Annotated in this window: 28 protein-coding genes; 1 reads left to right on the top strand and 27 read right to left on the bottom strand. The window is 67.3% G+C overall.

Annotated elements, in window-relative coordinates:
* The 15 genes from Afe05nite_RS42860 to Afe05nite_RS42790 all read right to left on the bottom strand — a co-directional run.
* Positions 1-816: GIY-YIG nuclease family protein (locus Afe05nite_RS42860; protein ID WP_203823100.1), on the bottom strand; the 816-nt coding region annotated here is incomplete at its 3' end.
* 318 nt (positions 817-1,134) lie between these two features.
* Positions 1,135-1,473, bottom strand: a complete 339-nt coding sequence (locus Afe05nite_RS42855) for a hypothetical protein (protein ID WP_203823099.1) — start codon at positions 1,471-1,473, stop codon at positions 1,135-1,137.
* Complete coding sequence (locus Afe05nite_RS42850) at positions 1,470-2,192, bottom strand: hypothetical protein (RefSeq protein ID WP_203823098.1); 723 nt, start codon at positions 2,190-2,192, stop codon at positions 1,470-1,472. The genes Afe05nite_RS42855 and Afe05nite_RS42850 overlap by 4 nt, the downstream gene beginning before the upstream one ends.
* Positions 2,189-2,581, bottom strand: a complete 393-nt coding sequence (locus Afe05nite_RS42845; RefSeq protein WP_203823097.1) for a hypothetical protein — start codon at positions 2,579-2,581, stop codon at positions 2,189-2,191. The genes Afe05nite_RS42850 and Afe05nite_RS42845 overlap by 4 nt, the downstream gene beginning before the upstream one ends.
* Positions 2,578-2,916: a hypothetical protein gene (locus tag Afe05nite_RS42840; RefSeq protein WP_203823096.1), complete on the bottom strand. Its 339-nt coding sequence runs from the start codon at positions 2,914-2,916 to the stop codon at positions 2,578-2,580. Before Afe05nite_RS42840 ends, Afe05nite_RS42845 begins: the two co-directional genes overlap by 4 nt.
* Complete coding sequence (locus Afe05nite_RS42835) at positions 2,913-3,383, bottom strand: DUF4031 domain-containing protein (RefSeq protein ID WP_203823095.1); 471 nt, start codon at positions 3,381-3,383, stop codon at positions 2,913-2,915. The genes Afe05nite_RS42840 and Afe05nite_RS42835 overlap by 4 nt, the downstream gene beginning before the upstream one ends.
* Positions 3,380-3,898 (bottom strand): NUDIX hydrolase, encoded by a 519-nt coding sequence (locus Afe05nite_RS42830; RefSeq protein ID WP_203823094.1) that lies wholly within the window; start codon positions 3,896-3,898, stop codon positions 3,380-3,382. The genes Afe05nite_RS42835 and Afe05nite_RS42830 overlap by 4 nt, the downstream gene beginning before the upstream one ends.
* Positions 3,895-4,725, bottom strand: coding sequence for a DUF5131 family protein (locus tag Afe05nite_RS42825; RefSeq protein ID WP_203823093.1), 831 nt, complete (start codon positions 4,723-4,725; stop codon positions 3,895-3,897). Before Afe05nite_RS42825 ends, Afe05nite_RS42830 begins: the two co-directional genes overlap by 4 nt.
* Positions 4,725-4,994, bottom strand: a complete 270-nt coding sequence (locus Afe05nite_RS42820; protein WP_203823092.1) for a hypothetical protein — start codon at positions 4,992-4,994, stop codon at positions 4,725-4,727. The genes Afe05nite_RS42825 and Afe05nite_RS42820 overlap by 1 nt, the downstream gene beginning before the upstream one ends.
* Positions 4,991-5,227 carry a hypothetical protein gene (locus Afe05nite_RS42815; RefSeq protein WP_203823091.1) on the bottom strand — a complete coding sequence of 79 codons (237 nt, stop codon included), beginning with the start codon at positions 5,225-5,227 and terminating at the stop codon, positions 4,991-4,993. The genes Afe05nite_RS42820 and Afe05nite_RS42815 overlap by 4 nt, the downstream gene beginning before the upstream one ends.
* Entirely contained in the window at positions 5,227-5,637 is a 411-nt protein-coding gene (locus Afe05nite_RS42810; protein ID WP_203823090.1) for a hypothetical protein, read from the bottom strand. The genes Afe05nite_RS42815 and Afe05nite_RS42810 overlap by 1 nt, the downstream gene beginning before the upstream one ends.
* Complete coding sequence (locus tag Afe05nite_RS42805; protein ID WP_203823089.1) at positions 5,634-5,948, bottom strand: hypothetical protein; 315 nt, start codon at positions 5,946-5,948, stop codon at positions 5,634-5,636. Before Afe05nite_RS42805 ends, Afe05nite_RS42810 begins: the two co-directional genes overlap by 4 nt.
* Entirely contained in the window at positions 5,945-6,091 is a 147-nt protein-coding gene (locus tag Afe05nite_RS42800) for a hypothetical protein (protein ID WP_203823088.1), read from the bottom strand. The genes Afe05nite_RS42805 and Afe05nite_RS42800 overlap by 4 nt, the downstream gene beginning before the upstream one ends.
* Positions 6,088-6,312 carry a hypothetical protein gene (locus Afe05nite_RS42795; protein WP_203823087.1) on the bottom strand — a complete coding sequence of 75 codons (225 nt, stop codon included), beginning with the start codon at positions 6,310-6,312 and terminating at the stop codon, positions 6,088-6,090. The genes Afe05nite_RS42800 and Afe05nite_RS42795 overlap by 4 nt, the downstream gene beginning before the upstream one ends.
* 247 nt (positions 6,313-6,559) lie before the next feature.
* Positions 6,560-6,751 carry a hypothetical protein gene (locus Afe05nite_RS42790; protein ID WP_203823086.1) on the bottom strand — a complete coding sequence of 64 codons (192 nt, stop codon included), beginning with the start codon at positions 6,749-6,751 and terminating at the stop codon, positions 6,560-6,562.
* Positions 6,752-6,958: 207 nt separating this feature from the next.
* Between Afe05nite_RS42790 and Afe05nite_RS42785 the strand changes: the two genes are divergently transcribed.
* Positions 6,959-7,291 (top strand): hypothetical protein, encoded by a 333-nt coding sequence (locus Afe05nite_RS42785; protein WP_203823085.1) that lies wholly within the window; start codon positions 6,959-6,961, stop codon positions 7,289-7,291.
* Here Afe05nite_RS42785 and Afe05nite_RS42780 read toward each other — a convergent pair.
* From Afe05nite_RS42780 to Afe05nite_RS42725, 12 genes are all read right to left on the bottom strand, one after another.
* On the bottom strand, positions 7,282-7,497 hold the full coding sequence (locus Afe05nite_RS42780) for a hypothetical protein (RefSeq protein WP_203823084.1): 216 nt from the start codon (positions 7,495-7,497) through the stop codon (positions 7,282-7,284). The genes Afe05nite_RS42785 and Afe05nite_RS42780 overlap by 10 nt on opposite strands.
* A complete protein-coding gene (locus Afe05nite_RS42775; RefSeq protein WP_203823083.1) occupies positions 7,494-8,279 on the bottom strand; it encodes a metallophosphoesterase family protein in 786 nt (261 codons plus the stop codon). Before Afe05nite_RS42775 ends, Afe05nite_RS42780 begins: the two co-directional genes overlap by 4 nt.
* Positions 8,276-8,515, bottom strand: a complete 240-nt coding sequence (locus tag Afe05nite_RS42770) for a LuxR C-terminal-related transcriptional regulator (RefSeq protein WP_203823082.1) — start codon at positions 8,513-8,515, stop codon at positions 8,276-8,278. The genes Afe05nite_RS42775 and Afe05nite_RS42770 overlap by 4 nt, the downstream gene beginning before the upstream one ends.
* Entirely contained in the window at positions 8,512-8,754 is a 243-nt protein-coding gene (locus Afe05nite_RS42765; RefSeq protein ID WP_203823081.1) for a helix-turn-helix domain-containing protein, read from the bottom strand. The genes Afe05nite_RS42770 and Afe05nite_RS42765 overlap by 4 nt, the downstream gene beginning before the upstream one ends.
* The gene (locus Afe05nite_RS42760) at positions 8,747-8,911 is read right to left on the bottom strand and encodes a hypothetical protein (protein WP_203823080.1); all 165 of its coding nucleotides are present in this window, start codon (positions 8,909-8,911) and stop codon (positions 8,747-8,749) included. Before Afe05nite_RS42760 ends, Afe05nite_RS42765 begins: the two co-directional genes overlap by 8 nt.
* 340 nt (positions 8,912-9,251) lie before the next feature.
* Positions 9,252-9,410 (bottom strand): hypothetical protein, encoded by a 159-nt coding sequence (locus Afe05nite_RS42755; protein ID WP_203823079.1) that lies wholly within the window; start codon positions 9,408-9,410, stop codon positions 9,252-9,254.
* Between the two features lie 141 nt (positions 9,411-9,551).
* Positions 9,552-10,031 (bottom strand): single-stranded DNA-binding protein, encoded by a 480-nt coding sequence (gene ssb / locus Afe05nite_RS42750; RefSeq protein WP_203823078.1) that lies wholly within the window; start codon positions 10,029-10,031, stop codon positions 9,552-9,554.
* Positions 10,031-10,717: a hypothetical protein gene (locus Afe05nite_RS42745; protein WP_203823077.1), complete on the bottom strand. Its 687-nt coding sequence runs from the start codon at positions 10,715-10,717 to the stop codon at positions 10,031-10,033. The genes ssb and Afe05nite_RS42745 overlap by 1 nt, the downstream gene beginning before the upstream one ends.
* Positions 10,714-11,328, bottom strand: coding sequence for a hypothetical protein (locus tag Afe05nite_RS42740; protein ID WP_203823076.1), 615 nt, complete (start codon positions 11,326-11,328; stop codon positions 10,714-10,716). The genes Afe05nite_RS42745 and Afe05nite_RS42740 overlap by 4 nt, the downstream gene beginning before the upstream one ends.
* A 5-nt stretch (positions 11,329-11,333) precedes the next feature.
* Positions 11,334-11,612, bottom strand: coding sequence for a hypothetical protein (locus Afe05nite_RS42735; RefSeq protein WP_203823075.1), 279 nt, complete (start codon positions 11,610-11,612; stop codon positions 11,334-11,336).
* Positions 11,612-11,773, bottom strand: a complete 162-nt coding sequence (locus tag Afe05nite_RS42730) for a hypothetical protein (protein ID WP_203823074.1) — start codon at positions 11,771-11,773, stop codon at positions 11,612-11,614. The genes Afe05nite_RS42735 and Afe05nite_RS42730 overlap by 1 nt, the downstream gene beginning before the upstream one ends.
* Positions 11,770-11,949, bottom strand: a 180-nt coding sequence (locus Afe05nite_RS42725; RefSeq protein ID WP_203823073.1) for a hypothetical protein, incomplete at its 5' end; no start/stop codon positions are given. The genes Afe05nite_RS42730 and Afe05nite_RS42725, both read right to left, overlap by 4 nt.

Genomic DNA, 11,949 nt, shown 5'->3' with positions numbered 1-11,949 from the left:
ATACCATCGTTCGGCCTTGAACGCCTTCGCGTAGGCGGCGGCGTGCTGCACGACATAATGGCGCGGCGCTCGCGGGTGAAGCATGGCTCTCGCCGCCTTGCGCCAGCCGCGGGCCTCCTCAGGATCGAGGGCGTCAAGGTATGCATCACCGAGCTCTTCGACGAGATAGCCCGCTGTCGCGCAAACTACTTCCGACGCTGGTGGCTCGTATTCGTCGCTTACGAGGTCGGCGACTGCTCGCGCCCTGCATCGCTCCACCTGAGCAATCGGTAGTGCCTCAAGGAGTAGTTCGGCTGCCTGCTTGTAGTGCCAGACGTCACCGGACGCCCGCTCGGCCGCCAGTGCTGCCCCATAGACCGCTGGATCGTCCGAAAACGGCGACCAGTCCGAGTTTGGGTCGGACTTCGCATCCTCGATTTGCTCAGCGGCATCCTTGAGGATGTTGTCGTAGTCTTCCTGGCCCCCGACTATGCGCTTGATTAGCGACTCTGCGAACTTACTTTTTGCGGCCTCGATTGCCTTTCTTAGAGGCGTATCGACGGTTGGGTTGTGATGGTCGTTGTAGAGCGGCAACTCAACTTTTATGGCTTTCGCCTCGGCTGTCAGCGCGGCATCGCGTGTGGCATGGAAGTCGATGCGGGTCTTTGAAGGGTCAACATCTTGCCACCATTCCTTCAGCTTGCTGTGATTCTTAAAGCGAGTCTTCGGATCATTGGTAATGCCGATGTAGAGCAGGGTGTCAGTCCTGTCGAACAGCCGGTAGAGGAAGTGGGGAACCTCTGGCAGCTCAGCCAGGCCGATGGTCGTCTTGGGCATCTGCGCCTCCTGCTCTATGTCGTTGGTGCGGGATGTGATTCAGCGGTGCGAGAGGTCGTGGCCGACGACACTTACGACGGCACCTCGGATGCGTGGATGCAATGCGTACCCGAGTGCCCACACTGAAGGCAGCGAAGTAGGTCGTGGCGCACCCCGGTCCTGGTGACCGTTGTGTCTACCGCCTGCACGTCGAAGGAAAACTCTGTGTCTGCGGTTAGGACGGTGATTGCGCAGCCGCCTCGCCAGCGGCGCACTCCTGTCACGATCGATTTCTCGAACGTAACGTCAACTTCGTCGCCGATTTCGAACCGCTCAGCTTCACTCATAGGTCACCTCGGGCAGCCACTTCCGCAGCTCGTTGATGACCTTCCGGGCCACCCTGCGAGCCGTGACCGCCTCCGAGACGCGGCCGACCACGAATTCCCGGCTGAAGCCGAGCTTGCCGCTGAGCGTCTGGGCTTCCATGCGCAGCGCCTCAGCGCACTCACCCAGAGCCGCACGGGCCGCGCACAGCAGCCCGAACACCATCGGGTCGAACTCGGGATCTCCCGGGTCGCGGAGGTGGCGGCCGGCGAGGTCCATGGCGTCGTTGATGTCCTGCTCGGTGAGCAGGCCGGCGGGTAGCGGGTCACGGACCGGGTCGGGCCAGCGGTTCACGACGCCACCAAACTGGAGGTCGCGCCGGCCGTCCTCGACCACCGCCGCATGTAGGCGCGATTAGCCTCGATGCAGGCCTGATCCACGGGTTCGCCGCGGCGTTTGTGCCGCGCCCACGCCGATGGTGTCCCGCACGGCGCCAGGTCGGCCACATCCGCCGAACGGTGCGTCCGATGCCAGAACGGCGGCGGGGTTTCATGCTCATGCCACAGGGCCCGGAATGCTGCCCTCGCCCGGCTCAGCCGACCCCGAGCAACCTTCACGCTCACACCTAGGGCCTTCGCCGTCCCACTGATATCGGAGGTGGCAGCGTGGGCCAGCAACGTCTGCTGGTGAATGTTGGCGAGCTCCGGCCAGATTTGGAAGGCCGCATACCGGTCGATCACCGCGCTGCTGTGATCGGGTGTCACCTTTGTGTCGGCCCAGAACTGCTGGTAACGCACCGACGAGCCCAAAGCACCGCGGTAGCTGTCAGCGCTAGGTGCTCCGTGATGACGGCGGGTGGTGGTCCACGCGTCACGGATGGCGTTGAGGCCGGCGTACCAGAGGTCCCGGCCGGTGGGTGCCTCCTCAGCGGTGAATAGGTGTTCCACGATGGCGGACCATGCCTCGTCGAAGCGTTCCCGGTAGTCGGTGACGGACAGACCTGCAGCTCCGGTCGCGGATTTGGCCAGCTCGTGCAGGTCATGCAGGGTGTATCCGTGGCGCAGGGTGGTCATGCCGCCTCCAACAGTTCGAGGAGGTCAAGCTGGATGACCGGCAACGGGGCCGGTTCTGTCACGACGCCTGTGTGGCCTTGTGCCCGGCAGGTCCGCGCGATGAGATCACGGTGGAAAGCGATCGTGTCTTTCCATTCCTGAAAGCGGCTGCGGTGCCGGTCGCGGACGCCGGCGGGGCTGACGTCGTACGGGGCGCCGGAGCCGTGTACGAATCCAAGAGCGGTTGGCAGCCGGTAGTCGAGCCACTGGGATCGCTGAGTTTGGCAGGCCGGGCAGAGGGGTGTGTGGTGGTGCTCGATGAGGGCTGGGCTTTTGCGTTCCGGGTGCCGCATGACGCCGATGGAGAGGCCGGCGTGCCCGCCGACGTTGACTTCACCCCAGCGGCTCACGACGCCGCCTCGCGCACGCACTTACGGCACTGGTGCTCGTGGCCGGGCGAGCCCTTCTCGAACGGCAGGGCGCACGGTGTTGTCCCGCAGCACCACGTGCCGCAGGCGCCGGCCTGAAGGTGTGCGCCGTCGTCGATCTCGCACGCGCAGCCGATGCACTGGTTGAGGACAGCAGGCTGGGTGCCTTGCTCGTGGCCTTCGTCGCCCGGGAACGCCACCTGCCGGAAGTAGCGGTGACCGGGAGCGATGATCGGGGTGTCGCCTTTGACCGCGCGCCATTGGCAGCTGTAGCAGTAGTGCGGCTTCCGGGCGGTCAGGGCGGTTGTGCTGCTCACTCGTCGGCCTCGGCGTACACGCATCCGGGCAGGTGACGTCCGGCGTCACAACCGATCGGCTGGCACGGCGCGTACACGATGTCGTCGCCGTCGCTGAGGCTGTCGTCGATCTCGTTGACCGGGGTCGGTGTGGGCTGGTTGTCGGCCATGGGGGAGTCCTTCCGGAACTGGGGGCGCCGCGCCGAGACAAGGGCGCCCATCTCGCGAAGGTCGATCGGCACGGCGCCGAGGGCGATCGCGGCCGTACGGTTGCGATCCACGACGTCGTAGTGGAAGTGGGCGCACACGCCGTCGACGGTGGGGCATCTGGCGTACTTGCAGCGGGCCTGGAACCAGTCGCGGCGGTGCCCGAGCCGTGCTGCGAAGGCGTGCAACTCGTCGGGGCTGTCGGCGGTCAGGTGTGACCAGCGACCTCGGATACGGCCGACGGTGGCTGGGGCACGGAAGTTGTCGACGTAGACGGTCACCGGGCCTCCTCCGGTTCGGTCTGGGCGAGTCGCAGGGCGCGGCCCAGTGCGCCGCCGAGCCGGATCACCCCAAGGCGGTCCAGGAGTAAGCACCAGGCGGGTTCCAAGGCGAGACCGTGACCGGCCAGCAGGCTGCCTCGGAGGGTGTTGTCGGCCAGCCACTGCAGGTTTGACGGGTCGCACCAAAGCGGACTGCGGGCCTCCCGCGGGTCTAGGTCCAGCACCCCCGACACCTCAGCGCGGAACAGCGTCCACTGGTGGCCTACGCCGCTGGGGCCGGGTTGCCGGCGGCACCGGTTCGGCAGCCACACCTCGTCGAGCAGGGTCAGCCCGGTGACGGTCAGGCCGACCTCCTCGCGCGTCTCAGCCGTAGCGGCCTGCTCCGGGGCGCCGTGAGCGTCGACGTGCCCGGCGGGCGGGGCGATACCGGGCGGGAACGTCTGCCGCTCGAACATCAGGTAGCGGTTGTCGCGTTCGATCAGGACGCCGACTGAGGTGTTGTCGCAGGTGCTCACGCGGGCACCGCCTCGCCCGTGAGGGGATACTCGCGAACCCGCAGATCGTCAGGCCAGCGACCCCAGTCGCCGCCCTTCTTGTCAGCGCCGACCGTGGACGCCCACACCGAGCCGAGCTGCTTCACGAACGGCGCCGTGCCCGACGTCTCGCACAGTTCGAGCAGGTGCCGCACCCAGTCGAGCTCCATCACTCGCGCACCCGGCCCGGACTCGCCGCCGGCGATCAGCCAGTCGATGCCGGTCAAGTCCAGCGACCACAGGCCACCCAGCAGCGGTTCGGCGGAGATGAACCGCACCGCAGCGGGCGCGGCCCGTAGCGCGTCGGCCCGGCGTACGTAGTCGTCGGACTCAATCGAGGTGCCCAGCCAGACGTTGGGGAGCACGGGCAGGCCGTCCAGGACGTGCGTGAGGCGTTCGGGCCGCTTGGTGAGGACCTGGTAGGTGTGCTGCGGGGTGCGTTCCATGACGTCCCACACCTGGGCGATGAAGTCGCGGGGGACGCGGGCGTGGAACAGGTCAGACATCGAGTTGACGAAGACCGTGGCCGGCTTGCGCCACCGCAGCGGCTCATCGAGGGTGTCGGGGTGGATCGTGAGCCCGAAGCCAGGGCCGGATGTGCGCGGGTCGCCGTCGTTCTGGTATTTGGTCTGGCCCATCGCCTTGAGGCGCTTCGCCATGGTCAGCGCATAGCAACCACCGCCAGTGTCTCCGGGAAACATCGGCAGACCGCACCCAGGGCTGATCTTGTCGCATCCGGTTGTGGGGTTCCACGTCTTGCCGACTGTGCCTTCACGGTGGGTCCACTCGATGGATGTCTCGGTTGCCATTAGGACTTCGCCTCCTGCGGGAATCGGACCCGGAACTGGCTGGCCTTGCGGGCGAACAGGCTGGCGAGCAGGGCGTCGATGGTGCCGCCGGGACACGACTCCCAGATCGCGTCGGCGAGCGCGTTCCCGTCAGCGGTGAGCAGCGCGGCGGACTGTTCGGCGGCACCCCAGGGCGGCAGGGGGATCTCCTGCTCGATGCGGATCACGACCGGCTCGATCGGGTCGCGGGTGGTGTCGGCGCGGTGAATGTGAACCTCGCGGATGGTCATCGGCCAACCGCCCGGCGCATGTATGCGGCGTCGCGCTGCCGTTCGGCTTCAGCCCAGGTCAGCTCATCGGCGCGGCGGGCCGGTAGGCCCTGGTCGACTCGGAGTTTCGCGATTAGTTCGCATACGAAGCAGGTGCGCATGTCGACAGGCTCCAGTGTGGGGCCGTCACAGAAGTCGACCTGGCAGCCGACCCGCTCTAGGGCTTCCAGGGACTCGGCCAGGAGGGCGGCCATCACGCCACCTCGACCTTCGGCAGCCGGGTCGGGGCGGTGAAGTCGCCGGCCTCAAACCACGGGTACAGGTCGGCCGGGTTGATGCCGTGGTGTTCCAGCACATCCGCGAGGTGCTCGATGCTTTCGCCGTTCATCTCGCCGCCGTCCGCGTTCAGCTCCCACAGGGCGCGGGGCGCGTCCTCGCTCGTGACGGACAAGGCGGTGATGACGGCTGTCGCGGCGGTGCCGAGCAGGGCAAGGAAGCCGAGCTGCGGCCCGGGGTCGGTGCGTTCGGCCAGCCGGAAGGCAGCCCAGGCGGCCATGGCGGTTGCTGCGTAGTGCCGGACCCAGGGTGCCGTGTTGTCGGTGTCGCCGTCGGGCACGGGGGCCAAATCGGCGGCGCGGTTGAGAAGGTCGCTCGGGGTCGTCATCGAACGTCACCGCCGTCACCCAGGTAGCGGACGTACACCTTTGCCGGCTCACCGGCTCGTTGCCGGGAAGCGGCCTCGAAGTCGCCGGCGGGCCGGAACGCGGCCATCTCACCGTTGCGGATGCGAGTGGCTAGGGAGGGGGTGGCGCCGGCGTTCTCGACGACGAGTGCCCATTCACCGCAGCGTTGCCGTAGTTGATCGGCGACTTCCTGCCATGCGGGCGATGGTGGAGCGCCGTCCATGTTGCGGGTGTGGGTGGACGGCGGGGGTTCTTCCCAGCGAAGGATGCGGGGCAGTGTGTGGGTGGTCATCGGGTGCTCCAGCGGAAGACGACGAACGGCAGGGGGCAGACGTAGATGGCTTTGGGGGCGACGTACATGCCGATCCAGGCGTCGCGGGGCTCGATGTAGACCTGCGCGCGGCCGAGACGAAGACGGCGGTCGGAGACGCTCATGCGGCCGTCACCCCATCCAGCGGGGCGCGGAGGTCGAGCACCCGCAGATCCTCGGGCAGGTTCTCGAACGCGCCGACGAGGACAGCGGCTACCACGTCGTGGGTGAAGATGGCGTTCGACTTGCGCCACGCTTCGAGCGCACCTTCGACCATGGCGATCGTGGCGGCCTCACCGACTATCTCGACGAGACGACGACCGACGACATTCACGTCCCGACTCATCGGGTCGCCTCCTTCGCGAGGATGCGGTAGCACTTCTTGCACTCGGGCAGGTTGGCGACGACGGTCTTCTTGGTCCGGAAGTACTGCTCATCGAGGGCGTTCATCGCGTCCTGGTCCCAAACCTGAACCGAGTTCGATTCGGTGGAGCACGCAGCGTGCCCGTGGTGCCCACCTTGGACGTACGGGGCCAGGTCGCGGGTCCAGTGCTTGCGAGTGCGGTACCAATTGGCAGCGGGTTGCGGGACGGTCATGAGGCGGCCCGCTCGTACTTCTTCCAGAAGTTCTCTAGCCGCACGTACCAGCGGTGGCCGGAGCCGTCCGCCCGGCGACAGGTGACCTCGGAGAAGCTCTCCGAGCCAGTGCAGCCACCGACGATCACGGCAAGCCCGTCGGACTTGCGGCGGTACTGGCCGAAGACGTCTGGCATCTGGTAGCTCATGCCGCACTTGTCGCATTCAGCCCGGCCGACATCCTGGTCGCCGCGGTCGGGGTGCCGCACATCACGGGGTCGTCGTCTGCGTGCTTGGGCATGGGATCTCCTGCGGAGTAGGTGGGTCGGCGCGGGTGCCTGATGGCTCTACCTAGCGCCTTAAGTGTGGTCTACGATTACACAATGAATTCACGATCACAAGCCGCAGTCGGGTGCATGTCGCCCAGCATCACGAACTTCGTCCGTAATCGGCATGCGAGAATCACGCCCATGCCGCCGCGCCGCACCCGGACCTACAAGGACACGCCCGCAACCAGGGAACTCGACGCCCGGATTGCCCGGCGCGACGAGATCGAACGGCAACTCGCAGAGGCTGAAGCGGCAGTCTGGGAGCAGGTAGTCGTTGCGGCCCGCGAGCCCGACAGCAACATCACCATCTCCGAGTTGGGCCGCCGGGTCGGCTACTCGCGTGAGCACGTCTCCGGCATCGTCTCCGAGGCCAACAAGCGAGACGGCTGGGTCAAGCCAGCCAGGCCTGCTCACGGTTGAGCCCTCCGAAGGCCGCCCCGCGAAGTGACCACCCGCCACCCGTCGTCGAACTCCACCAACGCCGAGTTCATCGACCCCCGCGCCACCACCCGGCACCGCCGGCCAGCCCGGTCCACACCGTCGCCGAACCACGGCGCCTTGAACGTGATGCCCGGGAACTGCCAGGTGCGATTCCGCCAGGTCCACACGTACGGGTAGGCGGTCACAGCGGCATCCCCGTCCGGAGGCCGGCGAGAGTGACCACGGCGATGTTCTGCCCAAGGTGGCTCTCGTCGCAGTTCAGCCCTGTCGCTCGCACCTCGCCGTAACCTAGGTCAGCAACCATGTCGTAGGCGACGTGGTAGTGCCCATGCCACACCCAACTCGGCCGGACCCCATCGACAACCCGCCGCAGCACCTGCCGATGCTCTTCAGAACGCATGATCTCCAGCGGCGGGAACGGCGGAGGCGTTGCCCGATTGTCGATGCCGGGAATGGGCACGCCGGCCGGGCAGTCATGGGCGACCAGGACGTCGGCGGGCCCGCCCGCGATGGCTTCGTTCGCCTGCCCGTCGGTGATCGCCTCCTCTTTCCACCAGGACACGCGCGGCACCCGGAACGGCCGGTCCACAGAGTGCGCGCCGCCGAGGGCGAGGAAGCGCACGCCGTCCCATTCCCACCGGAAGCCGCGCGGAAGGTGCCACACGTTGTCGGCGACCTCGCGGAGCCCGAACGGCCCAATAGGGAAACGGCAGAGGCGGTCGAAGTTCTCGTGGTTGCCGTCCACGAACAAGATCGGCAACCCCTGGAAGAGGGCGGCGGCGGATACGTCGGCGAGGAAGCGGCGGCTGAACGAATAGCCGAAGTCGCCGAGGTGCACGATCACGTCGGCGCCCAAGTTGACTGCGTGGCTGATGGCTTTCGCCGCCCACCGTCCGTTCTCGTGCCAGTCCCCGGCGAAGGCGATGGTTTGTGGTGTGGCCAGCGGGTTTTCGATTTTTCGGGTCACGACGCCACCCGCCCAGCAGGCAGCAGCCCCACCTGGTAGCCGCGCGCCACCACATGCGCCCGGTTACGGGCCTCCAACATCCAGCGCAGCGACTTCACCCGCTCATGCACCTGCCGCAGCTGCAACCCCAACTGCACGGCGATCTCCCAGTCCTTGTCACCCTCCGCGAGCAGCATCAACACCTGCCGGTGCTGCGCGGTGATACGGGCCGGGTTGAACTCACGCCGGCCCGTCACGACAACATCCCCAACCGGAACCCGGCTGCGACCGCGTGCGCCTTACCGCTCGTCCCCAACCGTTTTCCCGTGTTCGCCAAATGCGTCCGGACCGTCTCGGGACTACACACCAGCCGGGCGGCGACCTGCTCGTTCGTCAGGCCGTCCGCAACCAGCTGCAGGACCGCCTTCTGCTGAACTGTCAACACCGGGCCGCCGATCACGTCCCCGTCGACGTCGACCACGTGTACTTCAGGCACGACCGGCCCCTTTCGGGTCACGGCGGTAGTCGAACCCGCCCTGCGAACTGAACGACTGCCGCACACTCGCGTGGGCGTACGCGATAAACCACCAGCGGTGCGACGAACACACCCGCACCGCACCCCGGTACAGCTGCACCACCTGCCAGCGGGTCACGCAGCACCGTCCGGAACCAACCGCACCGCCGGCGGGGGTAGCTGGTGCTGCTCGGACAGCAACACCAGCCGCCGCTCCAACAGCGACCAGGCAGACCCCTCCGGCGCGGGCACCACCGAACCCGCGCCTCGGCACTCCTGACGCTTCACCCCCGACCCGAACCCGCCGGTCTGATGCGGCTGCACAACCAAACCGACCGCGGTCACCGGGCGGAAACACACCGGGCAGCAGGCCCTCCACTCCGCGTCCGGCTCACAGATGGGGCAGACACGGCCGTGGGCAAGGGCAGTCCTGCGGTGACTGTCGCTCGGGCACGGATCGGACGCGTTCATTCCGAGGCTCACCGCTGCACCTCCTTCCGAGCGCGGACCAGCGGATGCTGCGACGGGTCAGCGCACGGCTTCGACTGGCGGATCGCCAGGCACACGCACGCGTAGACGGCGAGGCCGGCACCAACAACCGCGACAGCAACGCCGACAGCGAGTTTCAAGGCGAACATCGAGGGCTCCTTGAGGTAGGGGGCGCGGCGAGGGGAACCGCGCCCAATCAGCAGCCGTACAGGGCGGTCAGCGCAACCAAGCAAAGGGCGCCGAGGAAGAACAGGGCTTGCCGCCGGTCCAGCCAGTCGACGAACCGGCTATCAAAACGGCGGAGAATCGTCGCCGGCCACCGCCGCCTGCCGGCCTGGTCCGTTCGTGCTCCACGGATCATCGAAGTCGCCGCCGCTCGGCTGCTGCTGGCCGCCGCCGTTGCCGCCAGAACGGGCCATCTTCTGAACCTTCGCCGTGGCGTAGCGCAACGTCGGTGCGATGGTGGCGAACGCGATCTCGAAAACCACCCGCTTCTCGCCCTCACGGGTCTGGTACTCGCGCTGCCGCAACTTCCCGGAGACCAGCACCTCCATGCCCCGCTGCAGGCTCTCGGCGATGTGCTCAGCCTCGTCGTTCCAGACACTTGCCTCGAGAAACGCCTTATTGCCGTCTTCCCACTGGTTTGTGGTCTCGTTCTTCTTGCGGTCGCTGAACGCCAGCCGCACCTTCGCGACGGCCTTCCCGTTCGGGGTGAACCGGATTTCGGGGTCGTCGACCAGGCGCGCGGTTCCGTGGATCGTGGGCAGCATCAGGCCGCCCTCCTTTCGTGGGTTGTCGTCTTCCGAAGTCCTCGCGGACGTCCGACGGGGTCGTCGATGTCGCCGTCGTCGTCCCAGCACACTGGCGGCATGTAGCCCTGAACTCGAGCTTGGGCGCGAGCCTTCTCCGCCGGCCCAGGCCGGCATTCCAGTTCCCGATATAGCGCCGCGATCGCCGCGTGATGCCGGTAAGGGATGCGGTCCCGGTACCGGTACCTCCACTTACGGACCTGCTGGTAGTGCACATCCAGGCGTTCGGCGAGGGAGTGCGCGTCCCATCCGATCGCCATCAGCGCCTGAAGGCGACGCGCCGTGCCCAGCGAGCTGACCTTCGTGTCCGGCGCGGGCGCCGGGTCCACGGCGAGCAGCGCGGCGGCCGTTGACGCGTACGCCCTCGGCTGTCTTCCCGCAGCGATCCGACTGACCACGGTGGGGGCGACGTTGGATTTCGCCGCGATGACCCGACAGCTCAGTCCGGACTCTTGAAGCCTGGACAAGTGCGCCCGGACCTCCCCGGCGTCTACGACTGTGCGGGGCTGCCAGTGTCCGTAGGCGATCAGCCGGTAGCGGGTGCGGGCGAACTCGGCGTTCCGGGAGCGGCAATCAGTGCAGCCTTTCTGGTAGCGGCTGTGGATTTTGCAGATCGCCCGAGGGGTGGGGTTGACGGTGACCGTCATGCCGCCACCTCGCAGCCTGCGTGCTCGGACGCGAACAGCTCGCGATAAGCCCCCGGGTCGTCGGCGCTGCGGACGGTCACGACTACCTGATGCCGGGCCGGGCACCGGAACGTCCATGCCGTGGCCGCCGACATGACCCGGCGTTCCACCTGGAAACCTCCGGTCGGTTCCCCAGACAGGTCGGTCACTGTGACGACGGCCAGGCCGAGCGGGTACTCCGTGCGTGACACCTTCTCGCCGAGAGAAGGGAAGGGGCCGTCCAGGTGCGCCGGGGTGTCGTCCGGGATCAGCCCGTAGCCGACATCCACTCGAACCTTGTCGTTGCGCTGACGTGAGATCTTTTGGGGGCCGAGGCCGTCCACGATCGGCTTCAGTACGTAGGGATGCCAGTTCGCATCGTCACGGTCGCGGTTCACGGTGTGGTGCAGGGCGACGTCGATCCGGACCCGCTCCAGCCCTGTGGGCAGTTTCGCCTGCTGGGCGTAGGTGAACGCCGCCTCACGCCACGCCTTACGGGTCACACCGGCAACCCGGTGGTGCGGCTTCGCGTTAGCGGACAGCATTTTCGCCGGCGCCGGGATCGCCAACGTCCAGACACGGGTTTCGGTCACGGCGGTCACTCCTGCACCGCCTCGAACTGGGCGGTGAACGCGTCCGGCCGGCACACGTAGAAACCGGCGTTCTCCCGCACGATCCAGTCGCCGGGGAACACCAGCCGCCATCTGCCGGACCGCTCGAACAGTTGCCCGGTCGCGTCCGGGTCGTCGCAGTTCTCGCGGTCCTCGGCGTCGAGGGCGTTGAAATCACCGCTGGTGAACGCAGCCAGGTCAGCTTCGTTGCTGCCGGACCACTGCTCGGCGTCGACCTCGACGGGGATGCTGCGGAAGCGGGCCATCAGGCCACCTGCTCGTACTCGTCGTCGGCCGCATCCCACGCCGGCCGGTCCTCGTCACGGGCCGGCTCGTCGTCCCGCGGCCCGAAGACTTGGTCCAGGCAGGCGGCAGCGTCGATCGTGGCCTGGCGTTCGTCGTCGTTCCAGGGGTTCAGGTGGATCACTTCGCCTCCTCAGGCATCAGGGAAAGTTGGGCGCGGACTGCCATCTCGACGTCCGCCGGAACAGGCCAGCCCAGTAGCACCTGGCCACGACACGGCACTGGAGACGCGAACTGGCGGACGTTTTCCAGTACCAGGTGGCAGGCCCGGCGGCCGTTGTAGAACTCCAGGCCGAATGC

It is taken from the genome of Paractinoplanes ferrugineus (assembly GCF_016862195.1).
GTDB lineage: Bacteria > Actinomycetota > Actinomycetes > Mycobacteriales > Micromonosporaceae > Actinoplanes > Actinoplanes ferrugineus.
The sequence above is the reverse complement of the archived record's forward strand: the minus strand, read 5'-3'. Positions and strand labels throughout refer to the sequence as shown.